This is a genomic window from Brevibacterium moorei (assembly GCF_024580735.1).
Classification (GTDB): domain Bacteria; phylum Actinomycetota; class Actinomycetes; order Actinomycetales; family Brevibacteriaceae; genus Brevibacterium; species Brevibacterium moorei.
In genome coordinates this window covers 18894-33653 of record NZ_JANIJX010000014.1, presented here as the reverse complement: position 1 = coordinate 33653, position 14760 = coordinate 18894, and the positions used below count along the sequence as shown (strand labels likewise).

The window sequence follows — 14760 nt, the reverse complement described above, 5'->3', positions numbered from 1 at the left end:
GGATTCGTGAATAACGTTCTTGATCCTTCGCAGAATCGTGTTGTCATCATCGGTGGCGGACCCGGTGGTTATGAGGCCGCTCTCGTCGCCGCTCAGCTGGGTGCCGACGTCATGCTCGTCGAACGGCGACAGACCGGCGGTGCGGCGGTGCTCACGGATGTGGTTCCCTCGAAGTCGCTCATCGCCACCGCCGAGCGCATGGTGGAGATCAGCGAATCCGCGACCCTGGGCCTGACCTCCTCCGGCCCCACCGTGGCGGACGCCCCGGTCAGTCCTAGCATGAACGTGCGCCCGGACATCGCCGTGGTGAATGCCAGGATCAAACACCTGGCCGCCGCGCAGGCCGCCGACATCCAGGAGGGGCTGATCAATGCGGGCGTCAAGATCATCCACGGCACCGGTACCCTGACCGGTCGTGACGAGGTGGGCGTCGTCGAGGACACCGGCACGGAATACACCCTGCGGGCCGACACCATCCTGTTGGCGGTGGGGGCCAGCCCCCGCGAACTGGACTCCGCGAAGCCAGATGGCGAACGGATCCTGACGTGGAAGCAGCTGTACGACCTCGACGAACTGCCCGAACACCTCATCGTGGTCGGCTCCGGCGTCACGGGTGCGGAATTCGCCTCCGCCTACAACGCCCTGGGCGCCGAGGTCACACTGGTGTCCAGCCGTGACAGGGTGCTGCCCGGCACGGACGAGGACGCGGCCGAGGTCCTGGAACAGGCCTTCCGCCGGCGCGGCATGCACGTGCTCTCCCGCTCGCGGGCCCAGTCCGTCGTGCGCGACGGCGATGGGGTACTGGTCGAATTGGCCGATGGGCGCAAGGTGCGCGGTTCTCACTGCCTGATGGCGGTCGGTTCGATCCCCAATACCGCGGACCTGGGTCTGGAGCGCGCAGGCGTGAGTGTCGAACCCTCCGGCCATGTGGTCGTCGACGGGGTTTCCCGGACCTCGCGGCAGGGGATCTACGCCGCCGGCGACTGTACGCCGGTATTCCCCCTGGCATCGGTGGCCGCGATGCAGGGGCGCATTGCGATGTGGCACGCGCTCGGTGATGCCGTGGCCCCGTTGAAACTGCGCAATGTCACCTCGAATGTGTTCACCGCCCCGGAGATCGCGACCGTCGGGTTCACCCAGGCGGATCTGCGCGACAACGGGCACTCGGTCGAGGTGGTCATGCAGCCGCTTGCCACGAACGCCAGGGCGAAGATGCAGGGAATCGACGAGGGCTTCGTCAAGATCTACGCGAACCGTGGATCAGGCACGATCGTCGGCGGCGTCGTGGTGGGTCCCAAGGCCAGTGAGCTCATCATGCCCCTGACCCTGGCGGTGGAGAACCGGATCAACGTCGACCGGCTGGCCTCCTCGTTCGCCGTGTACCCCTCGCTGTCGGGTTCCCTGACCGAGGCCGCGCGCAAACTGCACCACCGCGGCTGAGCAGGAGAACAAAGGCGTAGAACGCGGCCGGGGCGGGGGATGAACGATCATCCCCGGCCCCGGCCGCTTTGTGTGTTCTGCTCAGGCGAAGGTGACGATGGGGGTGCCTGCTTTCACGGTGTCTCCGGAGGAGACTCCGACGCTGGCCACGACGGCGTCGTGCGTGGCCTTCAGCGGCTGTTCCATCTTCATGGCCTCGATCACCGCCAGGGTGTCTCCCGCGGACACGGTATCGCCGTCGGTGACGTTGACGGAGACGATCGTGCCCTGCATCGGAGCGGTGAGGGCGCTCGCATCGTCGGTCCGGTTCGAGCCGCGTCGGCGCAGCCGGGAGCCACCCAGTCCGGTGGGGCGGGCGGGAACCGTAGTGCCGGACACAGATGTCAGCAGAGCACTGGGGACCTTGACGGTCAGCCGGTGCCCGTCGACCTCGACGACCACGTCGGTAGTCTCGTCGGCCGGCGCCGCGGTGCCCGGTGCGACCTTGTCGGCGGTGAAGCCGGGCATGAAGTCGGTCTCCAGCCATTTCGTGTCAACCGTGAAGTCGGTGGTGAAGGCCGGCGCCTCGAGCAGAGCCCGGTGCAGGGGCAGGAGCGTGGCCACCCCGTCGAGTGCGTACTCGGCCAGGGCCCGGCGGGCCCTGGCCAGGGCGGTCGCCCGGTCGGGCCCGGTGACGATGAGCTTGGCGAGCATGGGATCGAAGTCGGTGCCGACGACGGTGCCCTGGCGCACCCCGGAATCCATCCGTACCCCGGGCCCGGCAGGCTCGCGCAGGCGGGAGATGGTGCCGGTGGCCGGGAAGAAGTTCTGGGCGGGGTTCTCGGCGTTGATGCGGAATTGGATCGCGTGTCCGCGGGGCGTTGGGAAGGTTTCCGGCAGGGTCTGGCCGGCGGCGATTCGCAGCTGCCAGGTCACGAGGTCGACGCCGGTGACCTCCTCGGTTACGGTGTGCTCGACCTGGATCCGGGCGTTGGCCTCCATGAAGGTCAGGCGGCCGTCGGAGCCCAAGAGGAATTCGCAGGTGGCGGCGCCCGCATATCCGACCTCCGCGAGGATCCTCTGAGAGGCCCGCGTGATCGTGTCCAGCTGTTCGGAACTCAGGTGCGGGGCCGGGGCCTCCTCGAGCACCTTCTGGTTGCGTCGCTGCAGGGTGCAGTCACGGGTCGAGGCGACGAGCACCCGGCCGGTCCCATCGGCCATGCACTGGGTTTCGACGTGGCGGGGCTTGACGATTTGCTGCTCGATGAGGCATTCGGAGCGCCCGAAGGCGGATTTGGCCTCGCGGGCTGCGCTGGCCAGCGCCTCGGGCAGTTCGGCGGCCGAGGCCGCCGTGCGGAAACCTCTGCCACCTCCGCCGTAGACGGCTTTGACCGCGACCGGATAACCGATCCGCTCGGCGATGGAGAGCGCTTCGGCGGCCGATGCGACGGGACCGTCGGAGCCCCGTGTGATGGGCGCTCCCACCCGCTGGGCCACGGCCCTGGCGCCGGACTTGTCGCCGAGGCGGGCGATGGCAGCCGGCGGCGGACCGACCCACACGAGGTCGGCGTCGATGACGGCCTGGGCGAAGTCGGGGCTTTCGGAGAGATAGCCGTAGCCGGGATGGACGGCCTCGGCGCCCGCGCGCTGGGCCAGATCGACCAGGGTGGGGATGTCGAGGTAGGTTTCGGCGGCTGTGGTGCCGGGCAGCAACCAGGCATCATCGGCCAGCTCGACGTAATCGGCGGCGGCGTCGGCGGAGGTGTAGAGGGCGATCGCCTTGAGGCCCAGATCGTGGCAGGCGCGAATCACGCGCAGTGCGATCTCGCCGCGGTTGGCGATGAGCACCCTGGTGAAGGGGCGTCGGATGACGTCCGTCGAGTAGTCCTGTAAGTCGACCATCAAAACTCCTGAACCGATGAGTGGGAACGACCACAATGTAGTTCCTCGGTCCAAGGCCTTGTCGCCACCCGACAAAAGGTCGGTCGTAAAACTTTCCCGCCGAACTCAGCTCCCGGGCGTGTCCCAGAGGCTGGTCCAGGCCAGGCCGAGAGCCGCCGACATGCGTCGCAGGGTGGGCAGGCTCAAGCCGAGGACACCCAGGTGATCACCCTCGAGGGAGTCGACGAACGCACCGCCATAGCCGTCGATCGTCAGCGCCCCTGCGACTTCCAGGGGCTCGCCGGTGGCGATATAGGCCTCCAGCTCGGCATCGGTGATCCGGCCGATGTGCACGGTGGTCGTGCTGGTCGCCCGCTGTGTGCCGATCCGCTGCAGACCCATGGGCCCGGATTCGAGCCGGGTGAGCACATGGCCGGTGTGCAGGTGGGCGGTCCGGCCGGCCATGGCATGCCACACCTCTCTGGCACGTTGGGCGGTGTGTGGCTTGCCGATCGGCCGCCCGTCGAGTTCGAGCAGGGAGTCCGCCGCGATGACGGCCAGGACGTCACCGGGGGCGGTGGAAACGGGGCGGGGGTCCGCAGTGAGCCGCTCGAGGACCGCCGCCGACTTCGCATCGGCCAGGATCTGAACTTGTTCGGCGACCGAGCCGGGGGACTCGGCCGCAGTCACCGCGTCCTCGTCCACATCCGGGACGAGGATGAGAGGGGCGATGCCGGCGGCGCGCAGAATGGCCTGCCTGGTCGGGGACGAGGATGCGAGGACGACGCGGTTCATTCTTCTCCTTCACAGGACTGTGGCGGGGTCGAGACGACGACCAGACCCCGGTCGTGGGCGATCCGGCTGAGCACGGTCGCCGCGATCTGCTGGAAGCCCAGGGTGCTGGGGGCCAAGCCGGAATGGCTGAGCAGGCCGACCCTGGTGGTGCCGGCGAGGCTTTGGTGGATGGACACCGGTAGGCCCCCGGCGGCCGCGGTGGTGACCCATTGGGAACCCGAGAGCACGCGGGAGGACCGGCGCAGCACGCCCTGCAGGGGCCGTTTGACCTGCGGTAGTCCGCCCAGATCCGGGCAGGTCAGGACGATGATGCGGTAGCCGCCCTCGCGCTGCAACCGGGAGATCGCGCTGGTGAGCACCGGCAGACTCAGTGATCCCGTTACCGGGTGGATGACATCGTTCATACCCATGGACACGACGGCGTAGCGGGGAGCCGACGGACCCGTCTTGGAGCGTCGCATACCGTGATGGCGCAGCAGATCCGCGACCTGTGCGGCCACGTCCTCGGCCCGGGCGGAGGGGGAGGCCTGATCGGACAGGCGCACAGGTGATTCGAACATCCGGCTCAGGCCACTGGCGATGAGTCGGCCGGGGCGGACCGCTTCGTTTCCGGCCAGCCAGGTGTCGCCGAGGAGTGCGAGGGCAGGTGTGTCGCCGTCGTCGTCGGTGATCGGGCGCGCGGGGCCGTGCGCGCTGTGGAGTTCATGCAGGACGGGCACCAGGCGTTCGGAATCGACGGCCAGGGCCCGGCGCAGTCGCTGGGACTGCCGGTAGAACAGTCCGCTGACGGCACCCAGGACGATGGGTCCGGCCGCGGCCACCGCCAGTGCCGTGCGCGCGCTGCGTTTCATTCGGGCTCCTCCTTACCGGGATCTCAAGTCTAGCGTGCGCGGATAGGCCGATCTCCGTATGCTGGGTCCATGAGTGAACAGCACACTGAGTTCTCCTCGGAGTCGACCTCGCCAAAGGGCGAGGGTCCCTATGTATCCTCCGGAGTCCGCCTGGCCGCTGCCTGGTCGTGGCGGGGCCTGGTCATCGTGGCGGCGGCCTTCGTCGCCCTATATCTGCTGTCCAAGGTCGACATCATCGTCATGCCGGTGCTCATCGCCCTGCTGTTGTCGGCCCTGCTCACGCCCATGGCGGCCTTCCTGGGGCGCCACGGGTGGCCGCGCGGCCTGGCCGCCGCTACTGTGTTCGTCGGCATGATCGTCGTGGTGCTGGGCCTGTTGACCCTGGTGGGCCAGCAGATCTATGCGGGGTTCTCCAGCCTGTGGGATCAGGTCAAAGAGGGCGTCGAGGCGATTTCCACCTGGCTGGGCTCGAATCCCTGGGGCTTGGATTCGGGTCGCCTGTCCGAATACGTCAACATGGGCCTGGAGAAGGTCACGAGCGTACTCGAATCACAGAGCGGGGAGATCGCCAGTGGGGCCCTGGGCGCTGCCAGCAGCGTCGGCACCTTCATGACGGGCCTGGTATTGACCCTGTTCACCACGTTCTTCTTCGTCTATGACGGACACAAGATCTTCCCCTGGCTGGTCGGCCTGCTGCCCGCACGGGCCAGGGACCGCGTGGACAAGGCCGGAGTGACCGGCTGGTGGTCGTTGGTGCAGTACGTGCGGGTGCAGATCCTGGTCGCGGCGGTGGATTCCGTGGGTATCGGGATCGGTGCGATCTGCCTGCAGATCCCATTGGTCATCCCACTCATGGTGCTGGTGTTCCTGGGATCGTTCATCCCGATCGTCGGTGCCGTGGTCACCGGCTTCGTCGCCGTCGTCGTCGCCCTGGTGTCCAAGGGGATCGTCTCGGCCGTCATCATGCTCATCGTCGTCCTGGCGGTGCAGCAGATCGAGGGCCATGTCCTGCAGCCCTTCGTGATGGGCAAGGCCGTTTCCGTGCACCCGCTGGCCGTCGTCCTGGCGGTCTCGGCCGGCGGCTTCATGTTCGGAATTCTGGGTGCCCTGTTCGCGGTGCCCCTGGTGGCGTGCGGGAACACGGTGGTGCAGTCGCTGGCCGGTCGTGATCCGATCGCGGAGAACCAGGCGAAAGCCGCTGCCGCCAAGGAGGAGAAGCGGCGGAAGAAGGAAGCCAAGCGGGCGGCGCACGGTTAGGCGGGCAGACTGCACAGAAGAGACGGGGCGGGCCGGGACTTGTGTCCGGGCCCGCCCCGTCTCTTCGGCGTTCTGTGCTCAGAAGGCCTCGGCCGACTTGATGGTGACCTCGATCGTGCGTCCATTGGGTGCCTCATAAGACACCGTAGAACCGACCTTGGCACCGTTGACGGCTGCGCCCAGCGGAGACTTCTCGGAGAAGACCTCGACGTCCTCGCCCCCGCCAGCCAGCTCACGCGAGCCCAGAACGAACCGGCGGTCCTTCTTGCCCAGGGTCACGACGACGACCTTGCCCGGGGTGACGATGCTGGTGTCCGAATCGGCCTCGCCGACTTCGGCGTTGCGCAGCAGCACCTCCAGCTGGCGGATGCGGGCCTCCAGCTGGCCCTGCTCGTCACGCGCTGCGTGATAACCGCCGTTCTCCTTCAGGTCGCCTTCGTCGCGGGCGGCCTCAATGCGTTCCGCGACAGCCTGGCGACCGGGGCCGGACAACTCTTCGAGCTCCTTGGACAGACGGTCGTATGCCGCCTGGCTCAGCCATGTGGTCTCAGCGGACTGCTCGGTCATGATCGCTCCTTGTAGATGGACAGTGTCGGGCCCGATCGAATGTGCAGGCCCCTAGCAATGGTTTATCCCGGGTGAACAGGGTCACCCGGGATAAACATTGAACTTTTATTCTACCACGTACCAGCAGCGATCCAACATGCCCTGCACGGCCTTCTGCGTCGTGCGCAGATGGGCGGTGACATGCACGGGATTCGCTTTGTCCGCCTGTGGGTCGGGCGCGATGTCAACCTCCCGGTAACCGACCACCGCTTCCTGGACGCTCTTGGCCTGTACTCCGCATCTGGTGGTCCTATGCGCATCGGGGACCAGGGCGATGGTCACCTCGGTGCGGGAGTCGTCGGGGACCGAGTACCCGACGTTCGTCGCCGTCTGGGGGCTGCCCTTGGGACGGAAGGAGAGCCAGGCGACCGCGGCGGTCAACAGCACCAGCAGCACGGCCGTGATGACGACCATGCGGCGGCGTCGGGTGGCGGTGGCCGCGGTGGGTGCCGCCTGTGCGTGCGTGGTGCGGCCGTACCTGGCCTCGAGTGAGGAATTCGTCGTATTCTCCGAATGCTGGGACCGATGTCTAGAGCTGCAAAGGGTACGCTACTGTATCCCGCGCGGCACTCGCGTACTAGTCTAGGGGAGGAACTTTTACGCCCCTGCACGGACCTGGATGTGAGTGTGAACCGATTGGACGAACGGCCGTATGAGGGACTGCGCCTGCTGGCGGCGCACGCCCATCCCGATGATGAATCCTCCAAGGGAGCCGGTACCACCGCCCTGTACTCCTCCTTGGGCGCTCAGGTGCTCATCGCCACCTTCACCGGCGGCGAGGCCGGCGACATCCTCAACCCAGCTGTAGCGCAGTCACCGGCGGCCATCCGGGACATCGCCGGACTGCGGCGCGAGGAAATGGCCAATGCGGCCGCGATCCTGGGCGCCGAGCAGCGCTGGATCGGTTTCGTCGACTCGGGGCTGCCCGAAGGCGACTTCGAAACCCAGACCCCGCATGGTTGCTTCTACAAAGTGCCCACCGATGTGGCCGCCCGACCCCTGGTCGGCCTGATCCGGCAGTTCCGGCCGCAGGTTGTGACGACCTACGACGAACAGGGCGGCTACCCGCACCCCGATCACATCAAGGCACACATTGTGACGATGGCGGCGGTCGAGGCGGCGGCACAGCCGGACTACCATCCGGAGCTCGGCGCGGCCTGGCAGGTCCAGAAGGTGTACTACAACCAGGACCTGTCACCGAAGAAGTGGCGCCTGCTGGACGAGACCGTGCGCGCTCGCGGTCTGGAATCGCCCTTCGCCGAGATCCTCGAACACTGGGCCGGCCGGCTGGAGCGGGATTCCTGGCTGTCCACGGTCATCACCTGCGGGCCCTTCGTCGACACCGCCGAACAGGCACTGCTGGCGCACCGGACCCAGATCGACCCGCAGGGCGGGTTCTTCTCCGCGACCAGACGGGCCGCCAAGCGCGTGCTGCCCACCGAGGACTTCGAACTCGTCGTGGACATGACGGGCCGCGGTCCCTTGGAACACCGGGACTATGTGGAATCGGATCTGTTCGCCGGCGTCACCGACGATGCGGGACACCGGGTCCCCGAGGACCGGCTCGATGCGATCGTCGACGCCAATGGCTGGCGTGAACCGGAGGGTCTGCAGTGAGCGATCTGTATCTGGCGCTGGCCGCCGCCACTCCGACTCCCACGACGGGCGGCGTGTCCTATCCCGATGCGGCGAAAGTCACCCCGGGGACCATCGGGTTCGTCGTGACGATCCTGATCGTCATCGCCGCGATCTTCCTGATGCGCGATGCGATGCGCCGGGTCCGCCGGGTGCGGGCACGCGACGATGCGGAGACCGAGTACTCGATCCCGTTGCGCAGCCCGCACGCCGTGCCCAACCGCAGCGATCTGCCGCCGGCCGACGAACGGACGGTCGGCGACGAGATCGAGGGTGCAGCCGGGGCCGAGGACCCGGAGGACGGGAACCGGGGCTAGAACGGCCGGCTAGAGCAGCTGGAGGTCGGCGGCCACGGCCGCGACCAGCACCGCTGCCAGATGGCAGCCATAGCCCAGCACCGTGCACGTGTGGAAGACCTCGTGGAAGCCGAAGACCGTGGGCACGGGGTCGGGGTGCTTGACCCCGTAGACCACGGCGCCTGCGATGTAGAGGGCGCCGCCTGTGACGATGAGGATGCCCACCGCGGTGTGTGCGGCCCACATGGCGGGCACATAGCCGACGCCCGCGACTCCGATGCCCACGTAGACCGGCACGAACAGCCAGCGCGGGGCCGCCGTCCAGACGAGTCGGAAGACCACCCCGGCGATCGCGCCCGCCCACATGATGGACAGCAGGATGATGCAGCTCTTCAGGGGCAACAGCAGGACGGCCAACGGGGTGTAGGTCCCGGCGATGATGAGGAAGATGTTCGCATGGTCCATCCGGCGCAGCAGCAGCCGGATGCGCATCCGCCACTTCCCTCGGTGGTAGGCCGCCGAGGTGCCGAAGAGCATCATGCCGGTCAGCGCGAACACCGCGGCGGCCAGCCGGGAGGCGATCGTGGGCGAGAGGATGACCAGGGCCAGGCCGCCGAGCACCGACACGGGAAAGGCCCCTGCATGGATCCATCCGCGCCAACTGGGCTTGGCCTGACCCATGAGCTTGCGCACCTCGTGCATGAGGGCGCGATGGCGGCGTCCGGCGGCGGGGACTGGTTCGGCGAGTCGGTCGTGCCCCGTGTGCCGATCGGGGGTGGGAGCCGGTGCCTGGGGGATTCCTGTCATGAACCAAGCGTAGGAGCGGAGTCTGGGAATACCCGATCCGAAAGCACGGTACCGTCACGGGTACCGCGGGACATTCGGTAGGCTTGTGCAGGATCGTCGGCCGTGTGGTCGGCATGGAGAGGACTCATATGTACCGGCCCGCGTGGCTGTATCGGATGTACGAACGCAAGGTGCTTCGGCAGCTGGCCCGCACCGATGCCATCCCTCACCATGTCGGGGTGATCACCGACGGCAATCGCCGCTGGGCCCGGGAATTCGGCACGACGACGGCGCACGGACATCAGGCGGGCGCCAATAAGATCATCGAGTTCCTCGGATGGTGTTCGGAACTGGGGATCTCCGTCGTCACACTCTATGTGCTCAGCAAGGAGAACCTGACCAGGGACGAGTCGGAACTGGGTCCGCTCAAGCGGATCATCTCCAATCTGGTCGATCAGATCGCCGACACGGAGTCCTATGCCGTCAAACTGGTCGGTGACCTGCGACTGCTGCCCGACGACCTGCGTCGCGAACTGGCCGCCGCCCAGCAGCGCACTCCTGCGACCGGCAGGGCCCGGCTGACCGTGAACGTGGCAGTGGGCTACGGAGGGCGTGAGGAGATCGTCGACGCGGTGAAGTCCTGGATGCGCTCATCGCAGGCGGCGGGCCTGAGCATGCAGCAGATGATCGACGATCTGACCCCCGAGAGGATTTCCGAACACCTCTACACCAAGGGCCAGCCGGATCCCGACCTCATCATCAGGACGTCGGGGGAACAGCGCCTGTCGGGATTCATGATGTGGCAGAGCGCGTATTCCGAGTTCTATTTCTGCGAGGTCTACTGGCCGGATTTCCGCCGGACCGATTTCCTGCGCGCGGTGCGCGACTTCTCCTCCCGGGGCAGGCGCTACGGGAAGTAGCCCGGCTGCCGGGAGCATACTGACGCGACACGGCCGCCGAGGTTCTAAGAACCTCGGCGGCCGTGTCGCGTCAGCGGATGAGCCGGCTGGCGATCAGCGGTTGTAGTCGCCGACCATCGTCATCACGTCCAGCGCCTGATCCAGCTGCGCCTCGGTGACGGTCCCATTGGCGACATAGCCCAGATCGATCGTCGCCTCCTTGACCGTGAGCTTGTTGGCCACGGCGTGCTTGGCGATCTTGGCCGCGGCCTCGTAGCCGATGACCTTGTTCAATGGCGTCACGATCGACGGCGAGGCCTCTGCCAGGAAGCGGGCGCGCTCCTCGTTGGCGATCAGCCCGTCGACCATCTTGTCCGCCATCACGCTCGCGGCGTTGGCCAGCAGGCGGATCGACTCGAGCAGGTTCGCTGCCATCACGGGGATGCCCACGTTGAGTTCGAAGGCGCCGTTCGTGCTCGACAATGCCACAGTGGTGTCGTTGCCGATGACCTGTGCAGCGACCTGGATCGTGGCCTCGCAGATGACCGGGTTGACCTTGCCGGGCATGATCGAGGAACCGGGCTGCAGATCGGGAATGTGCAGCTCGCCCAGGCCCGTGTTGGGGCCCGATCCCATCCAGCGGATGTCGTTGCAGATCTTCATCAGGCTGTAGGCGATGTTGCGCAGCTGGCCGGAGGCCTCGACCAGACCGTCGCGGTTGGCCTGTGCTTCGAAGTGGTTGCGGGCCTCGGTGATCGGCAGGCCGGTCTGTTCGCCCAGCAGCTCGATGACGCGGGCCGAGAAACCGGCGGGCGTGTTGATGCCGGTGCCGGTGGCGGTGCCGCCCAGGGGGACCTCGGCGACGCGCGGCAGGCTGGCATGGACGCGCTCGATGCCGTAGCGGACCTGCGCTGCATAACCGGAGAATTCCTGGCCCAGGGTGACGGGGGTGGCGTCCATCAGGTGCGTGCGGCCGGACTTGACGATGTCCTTGAACTCCACGGCCTTGGCCTCCAGCGAGGTCGCCAGGTGTTCGAAGGCGGGGACCAGGTCGCCCACCAAGGCGCCGGTGACTGCCACGTGCACGGAGGTGGGGAAGACGTCGTTGGAGGACTGGGAGGCGTTGACGTGGTCGTTCGGGTGGACCTCGACGCCGGCGGATTCCAGGGCCCGGCTGGCCAGGGTCGCGATGACCTCGTTGGTGTTCATATTCGAGCTGGTGCCGGAACCGGTCTGGAACACGTCGATGGGGAAGTCACCGTCGACATCACCTGCGATGACGACGTCGGCGGCGTCCTGGATCGCCTTGGACCGCTGTGCGTCGAGCACGCCCAGTTCTTCGTTGGCACGGGCGGCGGCCTTCTTGACCTGGCCCAGCGCCGCGATGTGCTGGCGCTCCAGGGTCTTGCCGGAGATCGGGAAGTTCTCCACCGCGCGCTGGGTCTGCGCACGGTACAGGGCATTGATCGGGACCTTCACTTCACCCATGGTGTCGTGTTCGATGCGGTACTCTTCGCTCACGTGTTACTCCTTTTGATGTGGTCGGTGGAAACTACTGATCGAGGGTGGTCTGGGTTCAGTCCGTGGGGGCCGTGGCGCCGATGCGTTCGACGATGTGCACGTGGCCGTCGTCGAGACTGTACGTCATGCCCAGGATGATGAGCTTGCCGGCGTCGACCTGGCGGGCCAGGACGGGGGACCGGCTGTAGAGCATCCGGGCGGTGTTGATCGTGTTCAACGCCACGGTCGAGTTGACGTCCTGGTGGCCGGCCTTGCGGGATTCGACGACGGTGGGCAGGAGCCGGGCGACGATGTCTGCGACGAAGCCCTCGGGCGTGGTACCCGAATCGTAAGATTCGATCGCCGCGGTCACGGCTCCACAGGAGTCATGACCGAGCACGATCAACAGCGGGGTCCCCACGCTGACCGCGCCGTATTCCAGGCTGCCCAGGGTGACCGCGTCTGTGACCTGGCCGGCGGTTCGCACAACGAACATATCGCCCAGGCCCACGTCGAAGATCATCTCCGCCGCGACCCGTGAATCGGCACAGCCGAACAGGGTCGCGAAGGGGTGCTGCCCCCCGGTCAGGGCATGCTTGCGGGCGGCGTCCTGATTGGGGTGCTCCGGGGTGTTGTTGACGAAGCGCTCATTGCCCTGGAGCAGGCGCTCCAGGACCTTGCGCGGCGTATTGTGGTCGGACTTGATAGGGGGGATGGTCGACACGGCTGTTTCCTCAGACCAGGCCGCGGCGTGCCGCTTCCCTGGCCGCTTCGACGTAGGAATGGGTCTTGTCCAGGCGGTGTTCGGCGTAGACGCTGCGCACGGTCCCCGACTTCGAGCGCATCACCAGCGAGTGCGTGAGCACCCGGCCGTCTTCGTAGCGCAGGCCGTCGAGCAGGTCGCCGTCTGTGATGCCGGTGGCGACGAAGTAGGTGTTGTCGCCGGTCACCAGGTCGTCTGTGGTCAGGACCGCGTCGACGTCGAGTCCGGCGTCGATGGCGGCCTGGCGCTCCTCCTTGGACTGGGGGTGCAGACGTCCCTGGATCACACCGCCGAGGGCTTTGACGGCACAGGCGGTGATGATGCCCTCGGGGGTGCCGCCGGTGCCCATCAGCAGGTCGATACCGGTATTGGGGCGGCAGGCGGCGATGGCGCCGGCGACATCGCCGTCGGAGATGAGCTTGATCCGGGCCCCGGCGGCGCGGATCTTTTCGATCAGAGTGTCGTGACGCGGGCGGTCCAGCACCACGACGGTGACCGAGGACATGTCGTCGGGTGATCCCTTGGCCTTGGCGACACGCCGGATGTTCTCGGCCACCGGCAGGCGCAGGTCGACGTAGTCGCGCGCCTGGGGCCCTGCGACCAGCTTGTCCATGTAGAACACGGCGGACGGATCGTACATCGATCCGCCGTCGGAGACCGCCATAACGGACACCGCGTTGGGCATGCCCTTGGCGGTCAGGGTGGTTCCGTCGATCGGGTCGACTGCGACGTCGCAGTTGGCACCCTGTCCGTCGCCCACGGTCTCGCCGTTGAACAACATGGGGGCCTCGTCCTTTTCGCCCTCTCCGATGACCACAGTGCCATTCATGTGGACGGTGGAGATGACGTTGCGCATCGCGGCGACGGCGGCGCCATCGGCGGCCAGCTTGTTGCCACGGCCCACCCAGGGGGAAGCGGCGATGGCGGCGGCTTCGGTCACTCGGACGAGTTCGAGTGCCAGGTTGCGGTCGGGTTGGCCTTCGGACACCTGCAGACGCTGGGTCCATTCGTCGGTCACGGCAACGGGTTCCTCCGTTGCACGACCTCCGTTGTGGTGGGCCTTCTCCGTGGGGGTGTGCTGTGCGTGAGATTCGCTCATGATTCCAATTGTGCCACCTCCATATGATTCATTTCCCGCCGGAGTGGCACATATGACCGGCCGTCGGCTGTAGGTTCCCAGCGGAACTTGGCACAATAGAGGGGTGTCGACACAGCAGCAGAAGAAGCCCAAGCCCGGTTCCAGGGCCGAAATGCGGGAGATCCGCCGGACCTACAACTGGGTGAACATGGTCATCGCCTTGGCAGCGTGCATGATCGTTGTGCTGTTCGCGGTCATGATGGCGCCCAAACCGGACACCGCCAGTGAGCGCACCGTCGACGTCGGGCAGGCGGCGCAGCAGTCCAGCGGACTGCCCTTCAAGCTGTTCGTCCCCGAACTTCCGAGTGGCTGGCATGCCAATGATGCCGGGGTCAGCCAGATGGGTTCGCCCACCCTGGATACCTGGTACGTCTCGATGCTGGGCCCCGATGACCAGTGGGTGTCGATCAGGCAGGCGAAGGGCGATGAGCGCTGGGTGAAGTCACAGGCGGAGAACATGGCACCCATCGGCGAGGACAGGATCGGCGGTGTGACCTTCACCCGGTACGAGACCCCGGATCAGAAGCAGATCCTCACGGGTACCGTCGCCAAGTCCACCCTGGTGTTCCTCGGTACCGCCGATTGGACGAGCTTCACCGATTTCGCCCAGCAGGCCGTGGAACAGACGAAGAAGTAGCCGCCGGGCCGGCTGCGGTCCCGGTGTTATTCGGGCGAATCCATGGATGAGCGGCGAGCGGCCTGGGCGCTCTCCAGCCGGTCCCTGGCGCCGTCAAGCCATGCCTGGCAGCGGTCGGCCAATGCCTCCCCCCGCTCCCACAGGGACAGTGATTCCTCCAGGGTCAGATTGCCTGCCTCCAATCGCTGAGCGGTGTTGACCAGCTGTTCGCGCGCCTGTTCGTAGCTCAACGAAGCCACGTCTTCCACGGGCGGTACGGGCTGCGGGGTGGTCTGCTGTGAGGGTTCGCTCATGATG

At 66.9% G+C, this 14760-nt stretch carries 16 protein-coding genes; 6 read left to right on the top strand and 10 right to left on the bottom strand.

Going from position 1 to position 14760, the window contains the following annotated elements; translation table 11 throughout:
* Positions 1-6 precede the first annotated feature (6 nt).
* On the top strand, positions 7-1440 hold the full coding sequence (locus NQ034_RS10185; protein ID WP_257048676.1) for an NAD(P)H-quinone dehydrogenase: 1434 nt from the start codon (positions 7-9) through the stop codon (positions 1438-1440).
* Between the two features lie 81 nt (positions 1441-1521).
* Here the strand turns inward: NQ034_RS10185 and NQ034_RS10180 are convergent, their stop codons facing one another.
* The 3 genes from NQ034_RS10180 to NQ034_RS10170 form a co-directional block, all read right to left on the bottom strand.
* Entirely contained in the window at positions 1522-3321 is a 1800-nt protein-coding gene (locus NQ034_RS10180; protein ID WP_257048675.1) for an acetyl/propionyl/methylcrotonyl-CoA carboxylase subunit alpha, read from the bottom strand.
* 105 nt (positions 3322-3426) lie between these two features.
* Positions 3427-4095, bottom strand: coding sequence for a Maf family protein (locus NQ034_RS10175; protein ID WP_257048674.1), 669 nt, complete (start codon positions 4093-4095; stop codon positions 3427-3429).
* Positions 4092-4946 (bottom strand): SGNH/GDSL hydrolase family protein, encoded by an 855-nt coding sequence (locus NQ034_RS10170; RefSeq protein ID WP_257048673.1) that lies wholly within the window; start codon positions 4944-4946, stop codon positions 4092-4094. The genes NQ034_RS10175 and NQ034_RS10170 overlap by 4 nt, the downstream gene beginning before the upstream one ends.
* A 69-nt stretch (positions 4947-5015) precedes the next feature.
* Between NQ034_RS10170 and NQ034_RS10165 the strand changes: the two genes are divergently transcribed.
* On the top strand, positions 5016-6203 hold the full coding sequence (locus NQ034_RS10165; protein WP_257048672.1) for an AI-2E family transporter: 1188 nt from the start codon (positions 5016-5018) through the stop codon (positions 6201-6203).
* Between the two features lie 78 nt (positions 6204-6281).
* Here NQ034_RS10165 and greA read toward each other — a convergent pair whose 3' ends face one another.
* Positions 6282-6770, bottom strand: a complete 489-nt coding sequence (gene greA / locus NQ034_RS10160; protein WP_257048670.1) for a transcription elongation factor GreA — start codon at positions 6768-6770, stop codon at positions 6282-6284.
* A 105-nt stretch (positions 6771-6875) separates the two neighbouring features.
* Positions 6876-7223 (bottom strand): DUF4307 domain-containing protein, encoded by a 348-nt coding sequence (locus NQ034_RS10155; RefSeq protein ID WP_257048668.1) that lies wholly within the window; start codon positions 7221-7223, stop codon positions 6876-6878.
* Positions 7224-7436: 213 nt separating this feature from the next.
* Between NQ034_RS10155 and mca the strand changes: the two genes are divergently transcribed.
* Together mca and NQ034_RS10145 are read left to right on the top strand one after the other, a co-directional pair.
* Entirely contained in the window at positions 7437-8426 is a 990-nt protein-coding gene (gene mca, locus NQ034_RS10150) for a mycothiol conjugate amidase Mca (protein ID WP_373456764.1), read from the top strand.
* Positions 8423-8761 carry a hypothetical protein gene (locus NQ034_RS10145; RefSeq protein WP_257048667.1) on the top strand — a complete coding sequence of 113 codons (339 nt, stop codon included), beginning with the start codon at positions 8423-8425 and terminating at the stop codon, positions 8759-8761. Before mca ends, NQ034_RS10145 begins: the two co-directional genes overlap by 4 nt.
* Before the next feature lie 9 nt (positions 8762-8770).
* Here the strand turns inward: NQ034_RS10145 and trhA are convergent, their stop codons facing one another.
* Positions 8771-9547: a PAQR family membrane homeostasis protein TrhA gene (trhA, locus tag NQ034_RS10140; RefSeq protein WP_257048666.1), complete on the bottom strand. Its 777-nt coding sequence runs from the start codon at positions 9545-9547 to the stop codon at positions 8771-8773.
* 128 nt (positions 9548-9675) lie between these two features.
* Here trhA and NQ034_RS10135 point away from each other — a divergent pair, with 128 nt between their 5' ends.
* On the top strand, positions 9676-10446 hold the full coding sequence (locus NQ034_RS10135) for an isoprenyl transferase (RefSeq protein WP_257048665.1): 771 nt from the start codon (positions 9676-9678) through the stop codon (positions 10444-10446).
* Between the two features lie 93 nt (positions 10447-10539).
* Here NQ034_RS10135 and NQ034_RS10130 read toward each other — a convergent pair whose 3' ends face one another.
* Genes NQ034_RS10130 through glpX form a run of 3 tightly spaced genes read right to left on the bottom strand, consistent with a single transcriptional unit; the run spans position 10540 to position 13787 of the window.
* Positions 10540-11946 (bottom strand): class II fumarate hydratase, encoded by a 1407-nt coding sequence (locus tag NQ034_RS10130; protein ID WP_257048664.1) that lies wholly within the window; start codon positions 11944-11946, stop codon positions 10540-10542.
* 55 nt (positions 11947-12001) lie between these two features.
* Entirely contained in the window at positions 12002-12649 is a 648-nt protein-coding gene (locus NQ034_RS10125; RefSeq protein ID WP_257048663.1) for a carbonic anhydrase, read from the bottom strand.
* Positions 12650-12659: 10 nt separating this feature from the next.
* Entirely contained in the window at positions 12660-13787 is a 1128-nt protein-coding gene (gene glpX / locus NQ034_RS10120; protein ID WP_257048662.1) for a class II fructose-bisphosphatase, read from the bottom strand.
* Between the two features lie 103 nt (positions 13788-13890).
* Between glpX and NQ034_RS10115 the strand changes: the two genes are divergently transcribed.
* Entirely contained in the window at positions 13891-14463 is a 573-nt protein-coding gene (locus tag NQ034_RS10115) for a DUF4245 domain-containing protein (protein ID WP_257048661.1), read from the top strand.
* A 26-nt stretch (positions 14464-14489) separates the two neighbouring features.
* Here the strand turns inward: NQ034_RS10115 and NQ034_RS10110 are convergent, their stop codons facing one another.
* Positions 14490-14756, bottom strand: coding sequence for an exodeoxyribonuclease VII small subunit (locus NQ034_RS10110; protein ID WP_257048660.1), 267 nt, complete (start codon positions 14754-14756; stop codon positions 14490-14492).
* Between the last annotated feature and the right edge of the window lie 4 nt (positions 14757-14760).